Source organism: Amycolatopsis sp. NPDC004378, from assembly GCF_053602455.1.
In genome coordinates this window covers 412,428-429,034 of the sequence record NZ_JBSGDR010000004.1, presented here as the reverse complement: position 1 = coordinate 429,034, position 16,607 = coordinate 412,428, and the positions used below count along the sequence as shown (strand labels likewise).

Here is a 16,607-nt window from a genome sequence, read left to right as displayed (position 1 = left end):
CCACGGTAGTCACGGCGTCCGGCGCCGCAGCGTCGCCGCGCCGAGCACCAGCGCCAGCAGCGCGCAGCACGCCACGACGACCAGGTTGCGCAGGATCACCGCGTCGATCGTCGACGACGCCGTCACGCGGGTCAGCGCCTCGACCGCGTACGAAAGGGGCATCACGTCCGACAACCACCGCAGCAGCCAGCCCATGTCGCCGCGCGGCACGAACAGCCCGCACAGCAGGATCTGCGGCAGCACGAACACCGGCATGAACTGGATCGCCTGGAACTCGGTGCGCGCGAACGCGCTGACGAACAGCCCGAGCGCCATCCCCAGCAGCGCGTCGAGCACGGCGATCAGCAGCAGCATCCCCACCGGCCCGGCCAGGTCGAGCCCGAGCCACCACAGGGAAACCCCGGCCGCGAGCGCGACCTGGACGACGGCGATCGCGCCGAACGCCAGCGCGTAGCCGAACAACAGGTCGAGCCGTCCGATCGGCAGCGTCATCAGGCGTTCGAGGGTGGCCGTGGTGCGCTCCCGCAACGTCGTGATCGAGGCGATGAGGAACATGATCAGGAACGGGAAGACGCCGAGCAGCGCGGGCGCGACGTGGCTGAACACCAGCGTCGAGTTGAAGACGTACCGCAGTAGGATCATCAGCAGCGTCGGCACCAGGACCAGCATCACGACGGTGCGCGGGTCGTGCCGCAGCTGCGTGAGGATGCGCCGCGTCGTGGCGAGCGTCAGCGCGGGGTTCACGAGGCGGCCCTCACCAGGTGCAGGAAGGCGCCTTCCAGGTCGGCGGCGCCGGTGCGCACGCGCAGCGCTTCCGGTGCGTCGTCGGCGAGCAGCGTGCCCTCGCGCATCAGCAGGAGCCGGTCGCAGCGCGCGGCTTCGTCCATGACGTGGCTGGAGACGAGCAGTGTCGCGCCGCCGTCGGCCAGCCGGCGGAACAACGCCCACAGCTCGTCGCGCAGCACCGGGTCGAGGCCGACGGTCGGCTCGTCGAGCACGAGCAGTTCGGGCTCACCGAGCAGCGCGACGGCGAGGTTCGCGCGGTTGTGCTGCCCGCCGGACAGCGAGCCGACGAGCTTCCCGGCGTGGTCGCCGAGGCCGACTTCGCCGATGACCCGGTCCACATCGGACCCCGGTGCGCGCAGCACCGCGGCGAAGTACCGCAGGGCCTCCCGGACGGTCAGGTCGGCGTAGATGGCCGGGTTCTGCGTGGCGTAGCCGATCCGGCGCCGCAGCGGCGGGCTGCCGGCCGGCAGGCCCAGCACGGTGACGGTGCCGCCTTCGACGATCTGCACGCCGACGACCGCGCGCATCAGCGTGGTCTTGCCGCAGCCGCTCGGGCCGAGCAGCCCGGTGACGGCGCCGCGCGGCACCTCGAAGCTCACGTCCCGGACGACGACCCGGCCACCGCGCCGCACCCGCAGGCCGGTGACCGCCAGCGCAGAATTAATCATGCGTTTAATTCTGCGCGTGCCGGGAATCGCCGTCAAGGGGGTGGCGGACGGCGATGCCGGGGTAGCGCGTGACCAGGCCGGCGGCGTCGTACTCCAGGACACAGGAGAAGCCGAACACCGGTGCCGCGTAGGCGTAGCGGCCCGGGCTCAGGTGCTCGTAGGTCTGCTCCAGCCGGCCGACGCCGAGGTCCGCCGCGCGGACGTACGCGGCCGGTGCGGCGGCCCGGCCGCCCCGCGGCAGGGCGAGCCGGTGGACGGGGAAGGTGTTCGTCATCGCGGACGACTCGAGGTCGAGGTCCAGGCAGCCGTCCAGGCGCGGGGCCGGCCGCCCGTCGAGCCGCCAGTGCCCGCGTCCGTCCGCTTCGATCGCGAGCGTCCGCGAGCCGCCCGGCCCGCGGCCGTCGAGCCGCGCCGAGCGCAACGTCCACTGTGGACCGACGGCGAGGGTGTACCGCACCGCCCAGGCGAGGCCGTCCTCCACGGCGGTGGTCGCACCTTCGGCGAGCCAGCCGTCTTCGTGGGGGCGGAACCAGGTCGTCTCGAAACCGGAGCGGGCATCGACGTGGCGCCACGCGGCGCTTTCCGGGAACGGCATGCCCCACCGTAGTCGGCGTGAAAAACGACTGGTCCGTTCGTCGTCCGAAGGCCACTCGCCTGGCCGAGGCGTTTCGACAACCGTGTCTGAAACGCTTTGCCGGCTGGGTTTCACCGGCTCACCGGAGGGAACGTCCATGGCTGTCGCGCAGCAGGTCCCAGTCCACCCCCAAGCAGGGTTCTTCGGCGCGGGGCCCTATCCGTCCCGCCGCGTCGTGATCGCCGTCGCCGCGGTCCTCGGCGGGTTCGTGCTCACGGCGTTGTGGTCCGCGACGTTCGTCGACTCCGTCATCGGCGACACGGTCGCCAACAACCTCCTCGGCCACGACGCGAAGGCGACGCCGATCGGCGGCGTCCTCACCGGGACGCTCTTCGCGTTCGTCTCCGGCCTCGCCGGGTCCTTCACGGCCTGCAACATCGCCGCGTTCGGCGCGGTCGCGCCGCTCGTCGGCGGCCAGGCCGGGGAGAAACGGCGCTTCGCCACCACGCTCAAGCCGCTGGGCTGGATCGCCGCCGGCATGCTCACCGTCTCGGTCGGCTACGGCGTCGTCGTCGCGCTCGTCGGCACGCGCATGCCGCAGTTCTCCACCGCGCAGGCGAGCGGCCTGACCCCCCGCAGCGTCCAGTCCATGATCGCCTTCGGCGTCGTGGGCCTCGTCTTCCTGGTCATGGGCCTGATCGCGCTCGGCATCCTCCCCAACCCCGCCCGCGGGTTCGTCGCCCGCCACCCCGCGGCGCCGCTGGTCCTCATGGGCGCGCTCATCGGCGGGTTCCTCATCGGCCGGCCGTACCCGCTCTTCCGGATCATGTTCCGCAGTGCCGCCGAGCAGCACAACGTGCTCTACGGCGCCGCCGCGTTCGCCCTGCAGTCGGTCGGCAACATCGTCGTCATGGCACTGCTGTTCCTGCTCCTGACGCACGCCACGGGCGGTCGCGTGCAGCGCTGGCTCGCCGCGAAACCCGCCCGCGTCGCGACGGTCACCGGCGCGGCCCTGCTCGTCGGCGGCACGTTCACGCTGCTCTACTGGGACGTCCGCGTGCTCGGCCGGCTCGGGCTGATCTGGTTCCCGGCGGTCAGCTGGTAGCCCGCCCGAGCCACTGGTAGTCCGGCGAGGGGTCGAGCCGGACGCCGTCCGCGACAGCGACCAGCTCGGCCTCCGGCCGCGGGCCCGACACCGTCAGCCACCGGCCCGAAGACAGCCGGACCGCGACCATCGCCTCCTGGCCGGCCACGAAGAACCCCTGGCCGCCGCGGACGATGACGGGCGCGGCGCCGTTCACGCCGGGGGAGCCCGCGCCGGCCGTGACCCGCACGACCGCGGACGGCCGGGCCGGGTCGGCGGCGGTCAGCTCGGTGGTCGCGTCGGCCGGCCCGGTGCCCCTGACCGCGGCCGAGCGCTCGGTCAGGCCCGCCGGGAGCGCGCCGAAGCGCAGCTCGCCGCGGACGCCGACCGGCGTGGCGGTGACTCCCTGGGCGATCCGCAGGGCCACCACCCGGGCGTCCGGGACCCCGCTGACCCGCGCGGTCAGGACGTGGTCGTCGTCGGCGAGCCAGGTGATCAGCGCGGTCGTCCCGGTGTCGCCGGTGATCATGGCGACCCGGCCGCCCACCAGGACCTGGTCGTGGATCGCCGCGATCCGCAGCTCGGTCTGCGACCATTCGGGGTCGGCGGTCGAGTAGACCGACAGGGTGACCTCCGCGGGGCCGGCGAACCACCGGCGGACCTGCGGCGCGATGCCGGGCCCGCCTTCGCGGTACTGCTCGGTGAAGCCGGGCGGGAGCCAGCCCGGGCCGTAGCCGAGCACCGGCCGGCCGGCGGCCGGTACCGGGTCCGTCGAGGTGATCAGCTGCGTGCCGGCGAACACCCCGGCGACCAGCACGACCACCGCGGCGGCCACCAGCGCGAGCCGCGCCGGCGCGTGCCGGCGTCGTCCGGCGTCCGCCAGCGCTTCGCGGACCGCGTGACCGTCGGGAGCGCGCGCGGCGAGGCGGTCCAGGCTCTCCCGGATCAGCGTCTCGGTCTCGTGCTCGCGGCGGGTCATGCGGGGTCTCCGGTGGTGAGGAACGCGGGGTGCGGGGCCTGGCGCAACGTCGCCAGCGCGCGCGAGATCTGGCTGCGCACGGTGGACACGCCGCAGCGCAGGAGTGCGGCGATTTCGGCGTCGGAGTAGTTCTCGTAGTAGCGCAGGACGATCGCCGCGCGCTGCTTGCGGGGCAGCGTCGCGAGCAGGCCGAGCATCGCGTCCCGCTCGTCGTAGGCGGCGGCCGGGTCGGCTTCGGGCGGGCTCAGCGCGTCGAGGACGTCGTGGCTGCTCGGCACCATCCGCCGCACCGCGCGCCGCCGCCACGACAGGTATTCGTTGGTGACCATCCGCCGCACGTAGGTGGGCGGGTGGTCGATGGCTTCCCAGCGCTGCTGGGCGCGCAGCAGCACGTCCTGGACGATGTCCTGCGCGAGGTGGGGGTCGCCGGCCAGGACGGTGGCGTAGCGCAGCAGCCCGTCCAGCCGCTCGGCCACGAAGTCTTCGAAACCCACACGCGTCCCCTCTGTCTCCTTCATGGACGCGCGAGGGGACCGGGGTGATGCACGCGAGCGCGATGTTTTTCGGGTACATTCGATACGAGACGGTTTCGTTTCGTATTGGAGGGCTCATGCCGGGCAGACCCCGCGACGCCGGCCGCGACGTCGTCATCTTCGACGCGACGCTGGAGCTGCTGACCCGCTCCGGGTACGACCGGCTGTCGATCGAAGCCGTCGCCGCCGAGGCCGGGGTGGGGAAGGCGACGATCTACCGCCGCTACGCCGGCAAGGCCGACCTGGTCGCCGCGGCCGTCGACGCCCGCGCGGGCGCGACCCCGCCCGCGGCCGGGGCCGCCGACCTCCGCGGCGCGCTGCTGGAGACCGTCGGGTGGCTGGCCCGGGAGATCGCCGGCCAGGAGGTCGCGTTGCTCGGCGCGCTGTTCGCCGGCATGCGCGGCGATCCCGCCCTCGCCGCGGCGATGCGGCGGATCCTGCGCCGCGACCAGGCGGCGATGACCGCGCGGCCGCTCGCCGACGGGCACCTGGACCCGCGAGGGGCGGCGCTGTTCGCCGAACTCGCCCCGGCGGTCGTCGTGCACCGGCTGGTCGTCACCGGCGAACCCTGCGACGGACCCTTCCTCGAGCACCTCGTCGACGACGTGCTGCTTCCCCTGCTGCGAAAGGAAACCCGGCCATGATCGTGGTCACCGGCGCGACCGGCGCCCTCAACGGCGCCACCGTCGAACACCTGCTGAAGCGGATCCCGGCCGAGGAGATCGGCGTCAGCGTCCGGGACGTCACGAAGGCCCGGCACTTCGCCGAACGGGGCGTGCGGGTCCGGCGTGGCGCCTACGACGACCCGGCCGCCCTGCGCACCTCGTTCGAGGGCGCCGACCAGGTGCTGCTGGTCTCGTCGAACGACCCGGCCGCCGACGCGGTCGCCCTGCACCGCACCGCGATCGGGGCCGCCGTCGCCGCGGGGGCCCGGCGGATCCTCTACACCAGCCACCAGAACGCGCGCGGCGACAGCCCGTTCGGTCCCGGGCGGGACCACGCCGCCACCGAGGAGCTCCTGGCCGGCTCCGGCGTCGCCTGGACGTCGCTGCGCAACGGCTTCTACGCCCACAGCCTCGGCCGGCTGCTCGGCCCGTGGCGCGAGACCGGCACGATCACCGCGCCGCAGGACGGCCCGGTCTCCTGGACCGACCGCGCCGACGCCGCCGAAGCCGCGGCGGTGGTCCTCGCCGGTGAGCGCTCCTTCGACGGGCCCGTCACGCTCACCGCCCGCCAGGCCGTCACCTTCGGCGACCTCGCGGCGCGCTACGGCGTGGAGCGGGTCGTGCTCGACGACGACCGGTGGGTGGCCGACCAGGTCGCCGCCGGAACGCCCGAACCGCTCGCGCGGATGCTGCTGACGTTCTTCGAAGCCGCGCGGGCCGGGCACTTCGCGGAGACCGGCCCGGTCCTGGCCGAACTGCTCGGCCGGGAACCGCTCACCGCGGGATGACGTGTACGAGCGCACGCGGTCGACGAGCTCCGGCCGCTCGAAGCCCTCGGCCGAGAGGGGATCCGCCAGATCCCGACGTCCTCCTGGGCGGCGTAGAGCGTCCGGCCGTCGAACACGGACCCCTTCGAGCTGCGGGCCTTCGCCCGGCTCTGCGCACGGCGACCAGGTCGTGCCGTCCGGCGGCCGGAACGCCGAGGGCAGATGGACAGCCTACGGTGGGGGACCGACGGTTTCGCGGCCGTCGAGGTAGTACTGCGCCACCGGGGCGAGCAGCGCGACTATCTCCTCGTCGGCCGCCTCCGCCAGCGCGGGGAGCTTGATCACGTACCGCAGCAGCGCGATCCCGATCATCTGCGCCGCGATCCCGGTGACGCGGACCTTCGGCACCCCCAGCGCGCGGGCCACGTCCGCCAGGACGGCGCTCGCGATGAACTGGCGCATCATCACCGCGACCTGCTCGTTCGTCGCCGCCGCGCGGAGCATCGCGAGGAACGGCGTCCGGCCCTCCGGCACGGCCCAGACCGCCAGGAAGGCGCGCACCAGCCGTTCGCCGACGCCCGCGCGCGGGCCGGCCAGGATCGCGGGCACCAGCTCCGCCGGGTTGACGGGGAGGTTCATCGCCGCCACGAACAAGGCCTGCTTGGTGCCGAAGAAGTGGTGCAGCAGGGCCGCGTTCACGCCCGCGTCGGCGGCGATCCCGCGGACCGTCGCACCGTCGTACCCCAGCTCGGCGAACCGGTGCCGCGCCGCGTCGAGGATCTTCTCGCGCGTCTCGGTCTGCCCCGGCCGCCGCCCCGCCCGTGCCATCGTCCGAGCTTAGAAGACCGGTGACTACGCTGGTGGGCATGTCTGTCGCGGTGCGGGTGATCCCCTGTCTCGACGTCGACGCGGGCCGGGTCGTGAAGGGCGTCAACTTCGCCGGCCTGCGCGACGCCGGCGACCCGGTCGAGCTGGCCCGGCGTTACGACGCCGAAGGGGCCGATGAGCTGACGTTCCTCGACGTCACGGCGTCTTCCGGCGACCGCGAGACCACCTACGAGGTCGTCCGCCGCACCGCCGAGCAGGTCTTCATCCCGCTGACCGTCGGCGGTGGCGTCCGCAGCAACGACGACGTCAACCGGCTGCTGCGCACCGGCGCGGACAAGGTGAGCATCAACACCGCCGCGATCGCGCGGCCGGAGTTCCTCCACGAGGCTTCGCGGCGGTTCGGCTCGCAGTGCATCGTGCTGTCGGTCGACGCGCGCCGCGTGCCCGAAGGCGGCGAGCGGACCGCGTCCGGCTTCGAGGTGACCACCCACGGCGGCCGCCGCGGCACCGGGATCGACGCCGTCGAATGGGCCGCGCGCGGCGAAGAGCTGGGTGTCGGCGAGATCCTGCTCAACTCCATGGACGCCGACGGCACGAAGAACGGCTTCGACCTCGAGCTCATCGAGCTGGTCCGCAAGGCCGTGCGGGTCCCGGTCATCGCGAGCGGTGGCGCGGGTGCGGTGGAGCACTTCCTGCCCGCGGTCCGCACGGGCGCGGACGCGGTGCTCGCGGCCAGCGTGTTCCACTTCGGACAGTTGAAGATCGGCGACGTCAAGGACGCGCTGCGCGAAGGCGGGGTCGAGGTCCGATGAAGTCCTGGCAGGCACCCGTCGAGGTCAAGGTCACCGCCGTCCTGCTGGTCGGGCTGCCGGTGGCGTGGGCCTTGCTCGACCTGATCCCGGTGCTGGGTGCCGGGGCGGGCCTGGAGATCTACCGGATGCCCGCGCTCGCGCTGATCCTCGGCGGCGTCGTGACGACCGGGCTGGTGCTCAAGATGGGCAGCGCCCGCATCGGCGGGCTGGTCGTCACCGTGGTCTTCGCGCTGCTGCACGCGTTCCTGCTGCTGGCCGCCGAACTGTGGTGGAACAAGCTGTTCTCCGGGCTGTCCTTCGCCGGGTACGGCTACGCGTTCGTCCTGTTGAACTCGATGCCGCTCAAGCGGCACATCGTGGGAGTCGGAGCATGACCCTGGACGCGGCCGTCTCGGCGCGCCTCAAGCGCAACGCCGACGGCCTGATCGCCGCGGTCGTCGTCGAGCACGCCACTTCGGACGTGCTGATGATGGCCTGGATGAACGACGACGCACTGGCCGCCACCCTCGCCACCCGCCGCGGTACGTACTGGTCGCGCAGCCGGCAGAAGCTGTGGGTCAAGGGCGAGACGTCCGGCCACTACCAGCACGTCCGCGAGGTGCGGATCGACTGCGACGGCGATACCGTCCTGCTGCGCGTCGACCAGACCGGCCCGGCCTGTCACACCGGCACGCACACCTGTTTCGACACCGAAGAGCGCCTGCTCCTCGCCGACGAGAAAGAGCACGCGTGACAATCGTCGCCGACGTCCTGGTCGGGCTGGTCGCCCTGATCCACGTCTACATCGTCGTCCTGGAGATGTTCCTCTGGACGACCCCGCGCGCCCGCGCGGCCTTCGGCACCACCGAGGAGTTCGCGAAGGAGAGCGCGCCGCTGGCCGCGAACCAGGGGCTGTACAACGGGTTCCTGGCCCTCGCGCTCGTCTGGGGCCTGATCGCGAGCGACCCGACGGGCTTCCAGCTCAAGCTCTACGGCATCGTCTGCGTGATCATCGCGGGCCTGTACGGCGCGGCGACGGCGAACAAGCGGATCCTGTTCGTGCAGGTGCTGCCGGGCACGCTGGCGCTCATCGCCCTGCTGCTGGCCCGCTGAACACCGCGGACTGGCTGCCGCCGCCCGAAAACCCGGCGGACGCGGACTTCGCCACGGCGGCGCTGGGCCGGCGGCGCCGGCGCGCGGTGGCGTTCGCGGTGCTGGTGATCCTGGCCGCCGTCGCGGGCCTGTTCACCGGCCAACCGGTCGTCGTGGTCCTCGGTCCCGTGTTCGCCGCGGCCGCGGTTCTCCGCGCTTTCTTCGCGCAGCGGCGGGTGCTGGCGGCGCGCCGCACGGGCTGGCGGGCGGCCAAGATCACCCTCTCCCGCCGCGGGGTGAGGGGCGAATTCGCGATCGTCGAGGTGCGGTTCGCCGAGGACAGCCGGATCATCCTGTCCTCCCGCCCGGGCGGCTTCGCCATGGCCAGGCTGGCGGATCTGCCCCGCCTGCGAGCGATCGTCGCGGGGTACGGGCCGGCGATGACCGTGCTCGTCCTCGAAGACCCGCCGCTGTGCGCCAAACCAGTGCTGTTCGGGGCGAGCGCCGTGACCTACCGGTGGCGGCCGGGCCCCTGACCGGTACGCCCGGCGCGGCCGTCCGGTTGCCCCGGTGGCCTGTGCCGTTTCTCGCAGCGTCACCGTGATCCGGCCGTCCTACGCTCATCCGATGGGGCTCGGCGCGCGGCGCAGGACATGGCTGGTCGTCACGGTGCTCGGCGTGGTCGTCTTCCTCGTCGTCACCGCCGGCACGACGTACTCGCTGCTCGACCCGGGCTACGTCTTCGAAGACGGCGAACTCCCCGTCGAGGCCGTCATCCTGGCCGGGTGCCTGGTGCTCGCGCTGACCGGCGGCTACCGGGTGCGGGTCCTCGACCGCCGGGTCCTGGCCGCCGCAGGCGGCCTCGAAGCGTGGCTGCCGCCGGAGGAGAGCACGGCCGGCACCGACAGCGTGGACCTCGGGGCCGAAACCCGGCGCCTGCGCGGGATCGCCCGCCGGGCGGCGGGACTGGCCGTGGTCTGGACCGTGCTGGTCGCCGGCGCGCTGACCGGCCTCGGCCTGGCCGACGCGGCCGCCGCGGACCTCCTCGCCACCGGGGTGCGCGTGCCCGGCATCGTGCTCGAGGCGCACACCCCGGCCAAGGGCGCGCCCACGATCTGGGTGCGCTACCACTCGCCGGGCCGGTCGTGGACCGAGGAGATCGACCGCGACTCGGGGCGGGACTACGTGGCCGGCGACCCGGTGACCGTCGTCTACGACCCCGGCGACCCCGCGCACGTGCGCACCACGGACGAGGCGAACACGAACCAGGTCGTCGTCGGCTTCAGCACGGTCGCGCTGCTGCTCGGCGCCGGCGGGCTGCCGTTCGCGCTCGGCGCCACCGTCGGCTGGCGCCGCCGGGCCCGGGCGGTCGCCGCGACCGGGTGGCGGGCCGCCGCGGTGACCGTGGTGCCCGACGTGCGGCGTGCGGGCCTGGCGGACGTCCACGTCCGCTACCGCGACGGCTCCGGGATCGTGCTTCGCTGCGCGCTTTCGACGCACGGCCCGGGCGAACTGGCCGGACAGGCGGACCGCCGGGCCTGGATCGGCGGCTGGGGACGGCGGATGGTCGTGCTGTTCCCGTACGGCCCGCGCCGGCCCGGCCCGCACGCCGTGCCCGCGTACGCGGTCGTCAGTCGATCTCTCCGGTGAGGTAGCGCTGCACGGTCGGCGCCACCGCGGCCACCAGCGTGTCGATCTCCGCCTGGGCCAGCGGCTCGAACTTCGCGACGTAGCGGATCATGCCCATGCCGACCAGCTGTGACGCGCACAGCGTCATCCGCAGCGGGACCCGGTCGGAACCGATCGACGTGATCAGCGCCGTGAAGAACTGCTGGAAGAAGTCGCGCAGCGCGTGGCCGGCCTGCTCGTGGCCGGTGATGCTGCGGATGAGCGCCTGGAAGACGTCGCCGCCCGCGCCGTCCCAGCGGGTGAGGAACGCGCGGACGATCCGCGCGCCCATCTCGTCGTCCGGGCCGTCGCGGATCTCCGCCTGCAGCTCGAAGGGGTCGAACGGCAGCTGGAGGACGGCCTTCGCGAACAGCCCCTCCTTGCTGCCGAACCAGTGGTTGACCATGGCCGCGTCGACGCCGGCGCGGGTGGCGATCGAGCGCACGGTCGCACCGTCGTAGCCGTTCTCGGCGAACACGGCCCGCGCGGCTTCGACCAGCGCGGTACGGGTGTCCTGGCCGGCGGGCCGCCGGCCGCGGCGGCGCGAAGTAGGCTCGGTGCTGTCGGTGGTGCTCACGCCTCCATCATGACGTACGGCCCCGCGTAATTCAACATTCATTGAATTCGGGGTCTGGCAAATCCCTCCGTGGCGGTGCAGCACAATGAGGGCCATGGTCAGCGCAACCGCCGGTCCCGGCTCGGTCAGCCCGTCCCGCGAAGACTTCCGAGCCCTCGCCGAAAGCCGCCGCGTGATCCCGGTCGTGCGCCGGGTGCTCGCCGACGGCGAGACGCCGATCGGGGTCTACCGCAAGCTCGCCGCCGACCGGCCGGGCACGTTCCTGTTCGAATCCGCCGAGAACGGCGCCTCCTGGACGCGCTGGTCGTTCATCGGGGTCCGCAGCCCGGCCGCGCTCACCGTCCGCGACGGCCAGGCGGTCTGGACCGGCACCCCGCCGGTCGGCCTGCCCGGCGAAGGCAACCCGCTCGACGTCCTGCGCGAGACGATCGAAGCCCTGCACACCGAGCCGCTGCCCGGGCTGCCGCCGCTGACCGGCGGCATGGTCGGCTACGTCGGCTACGACGCCGTGCGCTGGCTGGAAAAGCTGCCGGAGCTGGCCGAACGCGACCTCGACATCCCCGAGCTGACCATGCTCCTGGCCACCGACCTCGCGGCGTTCGACCACCACGAGGGCACGGTCACGCTCATCGCGAACGCCGTCAACTGGGACGACTCGCCCGAGCGCGTGGACGCGGCCTACGACGACGCCGTCGCCCGGCTGTCCGTGATGACCGAGGAACTGCAGGTCCACGCGCCGCCGACGGTCGCGGCGTTCGACCGGCCCGCGCCCGAGTTCGTCCGCAAGCGGTCCAAGGAGGACTTCCACGCCGCCGTCGAGAAGGCCGTCGAGGCGATCAAGGCCGGCGAAGCGTTCCAGATCGTGCCGTCGCAACGGTTCGAGATCCCGACCGCGGCCGACGCGCTCGACATCTACCGCGTGCTGCGGACGTCCAACCCGAGCCCGTACATGTACCTGCTGCGGCTCGAAGGCTTCGACATCGTCGGGTCCAGCCCCGAATCGCTCGTCACCGTGCGGGACGGCCGCGCGACCACGCACCCGATCGCGGGCACGCGCTGGCGCGGCGCCGACCCGGAAGAGGACGCCCAGCTGGCCAAGGACCTCCTGGCCGACGACAAGGAGCGAGCCGAGCACCTGATGCTCGTCGACCTCGGCCGCAACGACCTCGGCAAGGTCTGCAAGCCGGGCACCGTGCGCGTCGTCGACTTCTTCCAGATCGAGCGCTACAGCCACGTCATGCACATCGTGTCCACCGTCACCGGCGAGCTGGCCGAAGGCAAGACGGCGTTCGACGCGGTCACCGCGTGCTTCCCGGCCGGGACGCTCTCGGGCGCGCCGAAGGTCCGCGCGATGCAGCTGATCGAGGAGCTGGAGCCCGTCCGCCGCGCGCTGTACGGCGGCGTCGTCGGCTACCTCGACTTCGCCGGCGACGCCGACACGGCGATCGCGATCCGCACCGCGCTGGTCAAGGACGGCATCGCGCACGTCCAGGCCGGCGGCGGCGTGGTCGCCGACTCGGTGCCGGACTACGAGGACACCGAGTCGCTCAACAAGGCCAGGACCGTGCTCTCGGCCGTCGCCGCCGCGCAGACGATGGTGGCGGCGGGCACCCTCGACCCGGCCGCGGACCGCGCGCATGTCTGAGGAGCAGGCCAGGCCGTCCCGCCGTCCACTGTGGATGATCGTGGTCGCGCTCCTGCTCGGCGCGCTCGCGCTGTGGGGTGCGTCACGGCTCACGTGGTACGCCGAGTTCCGCGACGGCGGCGTGCGCGGCACGGTGCTCTACCGCGAGACCGGCGAGCAGCGCGCGACGGCGCTCGTGCCGCTGGCCCTGCTCGCGCTGGCGGGCGTCGCCGGGGTCGTCGCGACCGGCGGCTGGGCGCGGCGCGTGCTCGGCGGCGTGCTGGCGCTGGCCGGCGCCGCCGCGATCTGGAGCGGGGTGGCGGGCGTCCGCGTCTCCGGCTGGGCGGAAGGGCTGCCCGTGACGCAGATGCTGCTCGGCCGCGGCTTGGCCGCGCTCGGGGGAATTCTCGTCGCCGCGGGCGGGTTGGCAGCCGTCAAGGGCGCGGGCAAGGCCGCGCGGCTCGGGCCCAGGTACGCGGCGCCGGCCACCCGGAAGAAGGCCCGGGATCCGGACGCCGAGCTGTGGGAAGCGCTGTCGGAAGGGGAGGACCCGACGGACGTCCGGGGGAGGCATTCGGAGTAACGCGCGCACCCGGAACCGGGCGCTCCAGATGCGGGGGTTAGCATCGTTTCGGCGGGAAGGGGAAGGTTTTTGTGAGCGACCTTGCGAGTGAATCCGTGAGCACGTGCCCGGACGGGGGCGTCCGGTGACCGTGCTCGAAGACATCGTCGCCGGTGTGCGCGAGGACCTCGCGGCCCGCGAGTCCGTGCTGCCGTTCGACGAACTGAAGATCCGCGCGGCCGCCGCCCCGGCGCCCCGCGACGTGATGACCGCGCTGCGCGAGTCCGGCATCGGCGTGATCGCCGAGGTGAAGCGGCGCAGCCCGTCCAAGGGCGAGCTGGCCGACATCCCCGACCCCGCCGCGCTGGCCAAGGACTACGAAGACGGCGGCGCGCGCGTGATCAGCGTGCTGACCGAGCAGCGGCGGTTCGGCGGTTCGCTGGCCGACCTCGACGCGGTCCGCGCGGCCGTGGACATCCCGATCCTGCGCAAGGACTTCATCGTCAGCCCGTACCAGGTGCACGAGGCCCGCCTGCACGGCGCCGACATGGTGCTGCTGATCGTCGCCGCGCTGGAGCAGAACGCGCTCGTCGCGCTGCTCGACCGCGTCGAGTCGCTGGGCATGACCGCGCTGGTGGAGATCCACAACGCCGAAGAGGCCGACAAGGCCCTCGAGGCGGGCGCGAAGGTCATCGGCGTCAACGCGCGCAACCTGCACACCCTCGAGGTGGACCGGGACGTCTTCTCGCGGCTGGCCCCCGGCCTGCCGATGGACGTCTACAAGGTCGCCGAGTCGGGCGTGCGCGGGCCGGGCGACTTGATGTCGTACGCCGGCCACGGCGCCGACGCGGTGCTGGTCGGCGAAGGGCTCGTCGCGTCCGGCGACCCGAAGGGCTCCCTGGTCAAGCTGGTCACCGCCGGTTCCCACCCCGCCTGCCCGAGGCCGTCCCGGTGACCCGAGAGCACGACAAGCACGACCCGGACGAGCGCGGCTACTACGGCCCGTACGGCGGGCGGTTCATGCCGGAGGCGCTGATCGGCGTCGTCGACGAGGTCGCCACCGAGTACGACAAGGCCCGCGACGACCCGGAGTTCCTGACCGAGTTCAACCGCCTGCTGAAGGACTACGCGGGCCGTCCGTCGCTGCTCACCGAGGCCAAGCGCTTCGGCGAGCACGCCGGCGGCGCGCGCGTGTTCCTCAAGCGCGAGGACCTGAACCACACCGGCTCGCACAAGATCAACAACGTGCTGGGCCAGGCGCTGCTCACCAAGCGCATGGGCAAGAAGCGCGTGATCGCCGAGACCGGCGCGGGCCAGCACGGCGTCGCGACGGCCACCGCGTGCGCGCTGCTCGACCTCGACTGCGTCGTCTACATGGGCGAGGTCGACACCGAGCGCCAGGCGCTGAACGTGGCCCGGATGCGGCTGCTCGGCGCCGAGGTGATCCCGGTCAAGACCGGTTCGCGCACGTTGAAGGACGCGATCAACGAGGCCCTGCGCGACTGGGTGACCAACGCGGACACCACGCACTACCTCTTCGGCACGGCCGCCGGCCCGGCGCCGTTCCCGACGATGGTCCGCAACTTCCACCACGTGATCGGCGAAGAGGCCCGCGCGCAGATCCTCGAGCAGGCCGGCCGCCTGCCCGACGTCGTCGCGGCCTGCGTCGGCGGCGGGTCGAACGCGATCGGCATCTTCTCGGGCTTCTACGACGACCCGTCCGTGCGGCTGGTCGGCCTGGAGCCGGGCGGCGAGGGCATCGAGGGCAACCGCCACGGCGCGACGCTCACCAAGGGCACCCCGGGCAACCTGCACGGCGCGATGACGTACCTCCTGCAGGACGAGGACGGCCAGACGGTCGAGTCGCACTCGATCTCGGCCGGGCTCGACTACCCGGGCGTCGGCCCCGAGCACGCGTGGCTCAAGGACACCGGCCGCGCCGAATACCGGCCGGTCACCGACGCCGAGGCGATGGACGCGTTCCAGCTGCTGTCGCGCACCGAAGGCATCATCCCGGCGATCGAGTCGGCGCACGCGCTGGCCGGCGCGCTGGTGCTGGGCCGCGAGCTGGGCCCGGACGGCCTGATCGTCGTCAACCTGTCGGGCCGCGGCGACAAGGACATGGACACGGCGGCGAAGTGGTTCGGGCTGGTGAACGAATGAGCGGGCTGGACGACCTCTTCGCGACGACGCACGCGGAGGGCCGCGGCGCGCTGGTCGGCTACCTCCCGGCGGGCTTCCCGACGGTCGAGGGCTCGAAGGACCTGATCGCGGCGTGCGTCGACGGCGGTGCGGACCTGATCGAGGTCGGCGTCCCGTACTCGGACCCGGTGATGGACGGCCCGACCATCCAGGCCGCGTCGGTGACCGCGCTGGACAACGGCTTCCGCCTCAAGCACGTGTTCGAGGTGGTCGAGTCGGTGTCCGCGCGCGGCGGCCGCGCGGTGGTGATGACGTACTGGAACCCGGTGCACCGCTACGGCGTCGACCGCTTCGCGCGTGACCTGGCCTCGGCGGGCGGGCTCGGCCTGATCACACCGGACCTGATCCCGGACGAAGCCGCGTCGTGGATGACGGCCTCCAAGGAACACGGCCTTGACCGGACCTTCCTCGTGGCGCCGTCGTCGTCGGAAGAGCGGCTCGCGCTGACGGCGGCCGCGTCGTCGGGCTTCATCTACGCGACCGCGGTGATGGGCGTGACGGGCGCGCGCGACCAGGTCGGCGCGGGCGCGGAGGCCCTGGTCCGGCGCACGCGAGCCCACACGGACCTGCCGATCGGCGTGGGCCTGGGTGTCCGCTCGGGCGACCAGGCGGCCGAGGTGGCTTCGTTCGCGGACGCGGTGATCGTGGGTTCGGCCCTGGTCACGGCAGCGGCCGAGGGCCCTGCCGGGGTGCGCCGCCTGTCGGAGGAGCTGGCCGAGGGCGTCCGCCGGGCGGTCGCGCCGGCTTGACCTGGAGTGCCCTCCAGGTGCCAGGCTGGGCGGGTGACGTCCTACACCCCGGCCCAGGTGACCGAAAAGACCGGTTTCACGATCGACACGCTGCGCTACTACGAGCGCATCGGCCTGCTGCACGAAGTGGGCCGCACAGCCGGCGGCCGGCGTTTCTTCACCGAGCAGGACGTGGAGTTCCTGCAGCTGCTGCGCTGCTTGAGGTACACGGGCATGCCGGTGGCGGAGATGCTGCGCTTCGTCGAGCTGCTGCGTTCCGGTGAAGCGACCCGCGAAGAGCGCGTCGAGGTCCTGCGCGAGCACGAGCAGCGCGTGTCGGCCCAGATCGAGCGGCTGAAGGAGCACCAGGACCACATCCGGTTCAAGATCGAGCTGTACTCCGAAGTGGGACAGCTGGCCTCGGCGGGCTGAGACTGTCGGTGGTGGTCCGCCCCTTCGAGGCTGCGCTCCGCCTCCGA

Annotated in this window: 22 protein-coding genes and 1 pseudogene; 15 read left to right on the top strand and 8 right to left on the bottom strand. The window is 73.0% G+C overall.

All coding sequences use genetic code 11. From position 1 onward, the window contains the following. Positions 1 to 9 precede the first annotated feature (9 nt). Genes ACWEN0_RS16990 through ACWEN0_RS16980 form a run of 3 tightly spaced genes read right to left on the bottom strand, consistent with a single transcriptional unit; the run spans position 10 to position 2,049 of the window. Positions 10 to 744, bottom strand: a complete 735-nt coding sequence (locus ACWEN0_RS16990) for an ABC transporter permease (protein ID WP_451974064.1) — start codon at positions 742 to 744, stop codon at positions 10 to 12. Continuing rightward, positions 741 to 1,454 (bottom strand): ABC transporter ATP-binding protein, encoded by a 714-nt coding sequence (locus tag ACWEN0_RS16985; protein ID WP_451974062.1) that lies wholly within the window; start codon positions 1,452 to 1,454, stop codon positions 741 to 743. Before ACWEN0_RS16985 ends, ACWEN0_RS16990 begins: the two co-directional genes overlap by 4 nt. 4 nt (positions 1,455 to 1,458) lie before the next feature. Next, entirely contained in the window at positions 1,459 to 2,049 is a 591-nt protein-coding gene (locus ACWEN0_RS16980; RefSeq protein ID WP_451974060.1) for a putative glycolipid-binding domain-containing protein, read from the bottom strand. Between the two features lie 136 nt (positions 2,050 to 2,185). On the opposite strand from ACWEN0_RS16980, the gene ACWEN0_RS16975 reads away from it, so the two are divergent. Next, positions 2,186 to 3,133 (top strand): hypothetical protein, encoded by a 948-nt coding sequence (locus ACWEN0_RS16975; protein WP_451974058.1) that lies wholly within the window; start codon positions 2,186 to 2,188, stop codon positions 3,131 to 3,133. Here ACWEN0_RS16975 and ACWEN0_RS16970 read toward each other — a convergent pair. Both ACWEN0_RS16970 and ACWEN0_RS16965 read right to left on the bottom strand, forming a co-directional pair. Further along, positions 3,123 to 4,091, bottom strand: a complete 969-nt coding sequence (locus ACWEN0_RS16970; protein ID WP_451974056.1) for a hypothetical protein — start codon at positions 4,089 to 4,091, stop codon at positions 3,123 to 3,125. The genes ACWEN0_RS16975 and ACWEN0_RS16970 overlap by 11 nt on opposite strands. Then, positions 4,088 to 4,585 carry an RNA polymerase sigma factor gene (locus ACWEN0_RS16965; protein ID WP_451974054.1) on the bottom strand — a complete coding sequence of 166 codons (498 nt, stop codon included), beginning with the start codon at positions 4,583 to 4,585 and terminating at the stop codon, positions 4,088 to 4,090. The genes ACWEN0_RS16970 and ACWEN0_RS16965 overlap by 4 nt, the downstream gene beginning before the upstream one ends. A 116-nt stretch (positions 4,586 to 4,701) precedes the next feature. Here ACWEN0_RS16965 and ACWEN0_RS16960 point away from each other — a divergent pair, with 116 nt between their 5' ends. Then, positions 4,702 to 5,268 carry a TetR/AcrR family transcriptional regulator gene (locus ACWEN0_RS16960; protein ID WP_451974052.1) on the top strand — a complete coding sequence of 189 codons (567 nt, stop codon included), beginning with the start codon at positions 4,702 to 4,704 and terminating at the stop codon, positions 5,266 to 5,268. Next, positions 5,265 to 6,077: an NmrA family NAD(P)-binding protein gene (locus ACWEN0_RS16955; protein ID WP_451974050.1), complete on the top strand. Its 813-nt coding sequence runs from the start codon at positions 5,265 to 5,267 to the stop codon at positions 6,075 to 6,077. Before ACWEN0_RS16960 ends, ACWEN0_RS16955 begins: the two co-directional genes overlap by 4 nt. Before the next feature lie 3 nt (positions 6,078 to 6,080). Here ACWEN0_RS16955 and ACWEN0_RS16950 read toward each other — a convergent pair. Then, a pseudogene (locus ACWEN0_RS16950) lies at positions 6,081 to 6,284 on the bottom strand (phytase); the annotation flags it as partial. Positions 6,285 to 6,287: 3 nt separating this feature from the next. Beyond that, entirely contained in the window at positions 6,288 to 6,884 is a 597-nt protein-coding gene (locus ACWEN0_RS16945) for a TetR/AcrR family transcriptional regulator (RefSeq protein ID WP_451974048.1), read from the bottom strand. Between the two features lie 38 nt (positions 6,885 to 6,922). Between ACWEN0_RS16945 and hisF the strand changes: the two genes are divergently transcribed. The 6 genes from hisF (at position 6,923) to ACWEN0_RS16915 (ending at position 10,417) form a co-directional block, all read left to right on the top strand. Beyond that, on the top strand, positions 6,923 to 7,696 hold the full coding sequence (gene hisF, locus ACWEN0_RS16940; protein WP_451974046.1) for an imidazole glycerol phosphate synthase subunit HisF: 774 nt from the start codon (positions 6,923 to 6,925) through the stop codon (positions 7,694 to 7,696). Further along, positions 7,693 to 8,070 carry a hypothetical protein gene (locus ACWEN0_RS16935; RefSeq protein WP_451974044.1) on the top strand — a complete coding sequence of 126 codons (378 nt, stop codon included), beginning with the start codon at positions 7,693 to 7,695 and terminating at the stop codon, positions 8,068 to 8,070. Before hisF ends, ACWEN0_RS16935 begins: the two co-directional genes overlap by 4 nt. Continuing rightward, entirely contained in the window at positions 8,067 to 8,429 is a 363-nt protein-coding gene (gene hisI, locus ACWEN0_RS16930) for a phosphoribosyl-AMP cyclohydrolase (RefSeq protein WP_086841627.1), read from the top strand. Before ACWEN0_RS16935 ends, hisI begins: the two co-directional genes overlap by 4 nt. After that, on the top strand, positions 8,426 to 8,788 hold the full coding sequence (locus tag ACWEN0_RS16925; RefSeq protein ID WP_364628204.1) for a DUF1304 domain-containing protein: 363 nt from the start codon (positions 8,426 to 8,428) through the stop codon (positions 8,786 to 8,788). The genes hisI and ACWEN0_RS16925 overlap by 4 nt, the downstream gene beginning before the upstream one ends. A gap of 86 nt (positions 8,789 to 8,874) precedes the next feature. Beyond that, positions 8,875 to 9,303 (top strand): hypothetical protein, encoded by a 429-nt coding sequence (locus ACWEN0_RS16920; RefSeq protein ID WP_451974042.1) that lies wholly within the window; start codon positions 8,875 to 8,877, stop codon positions 9,301 to 9,303. 91 nt (positions 9,304 to 9,394) lie between these two features. Then, complete coding sequence (locus ACWEN0_RS16915; RefSeq protein ID WP_451974040.1) at positions 9,395 to 10,417, top strand: hypothetical protein; 1,023 nt, start codon at positions 9,395 to 9,397, stop codon at positions 10,415 to 10,417. Here ACWEN0_RS16915 and ACWEN0_RS16910 read toward each other — a convergent pair. Beyond that, positions 10,398 to 11,012 (bottom strand): TetR/AcrR family transcriptional regulator, encoded by a 615-nt coding sequence (locus ACWEN0_RS16910; protein WP_451974038.1) that lies wholly within the window; start codon positions 11,010 to 11,012, stop codon positions 10,398 to 10,400. The two genes, ACWEN0_RS16915 and ACWEN0_RS16910, sit on opposite strands and share 20 nt — an antisense overlap. Before the next feature lie 94 nt (positions 11,013 to 11,106). Here ACWEN0_RS16910 and ACWEN0_RS16905 point away from each other — a divergent pair, with 94 nt between their 5' ends. The 6 genes from ACWEN0_RS16905 to ACWEN0_RS16880 all read left to right on the top strand — a co-directional run bounded on the left by ACWEN0_RS16905 (position 11,107) and on the right by ACWEN0_RS16880 (position 16,560). After that, the gene (locus ACWEN0_RS16905; RefSeq protein WP_451974036.1) at positions 11,107 to 12,657 is read left to right on the top strand and encodes an anthranilate synthase component I; all 1,551 of its coding nucleotides are present in this window, start codon (positions 11,107 to 11,109) and stop codon (positions 12,655 to 12,657) included. A gap of 34 nt (positions 12,658 to 12,691) precedes the next feature. Continuing rightward, complete coding sequence (locus ACWEN0_RS16900; RefSeq protein ID WP_451974309.1) at positions 12,692 to 13,219, top strand: Trp biosynthesis-associated membrane protein; 528 nt, start codon at positions 12,692 to 12,694, stop codon at positions 13,217 to 13,219. A gap of 124 nt (positions 13,220 to 13,343) precedes the next feature. Further along, a complete protein-coding gene (gene trpC / locus ACWEN0_RS16895; RefSeq protein WP_451974034.1) occupies positions 13,344 to 14,153 on the top strand; it encodes an indole-3-glycerol phosphate synthase TrpC in 810 nt (269 codons plus the stop codon). Continuing rightward, positions 14,132 to 15,361, top strand: coding sequence for a tryptophan synthase subunit beta (gene trpB / locus ACWEN0_RS16890; protein ID WP_451974307.1), 1,230 nt, complete (start codon positions 14,132 to 14,134; stop codon positions 15,359 to 15,361). Before trpC ends, trpB begins: the two co-directional genes overlap by 22 nt. Continuing rightward, complete coding sequence (gene trpA, locus ACWEN0_RS16885) at positions 15,358 to 16,149, top strand: tryptophan synthase subunit alpha (protein WP_451974032.1); 792 nt, start codon at positions 15,358 to 15,360, stop codon at positions 16,147 to 16,149. The genes trpB and trpA overlap by 4 nt, the downstream gene beginning before the upstream one ends. Before the next feature lie 33 nt (positions 16,150 to 16,182). Continuing rightward, on the top strand, positions 16,183 to 16,560 hold the full coding sequence (locus ACWEN0_RS16880; RefSeq protein WP_451974030.1) for a MerR family transcriptional regulator: 378 nt from the start codon (positions 16,183 to 16,185) through the stop codon (positions 16,558 to 16,560). The last annotated feature ends 47 nt before the right edge of the window (positions 16,561 to 16,607 follow it).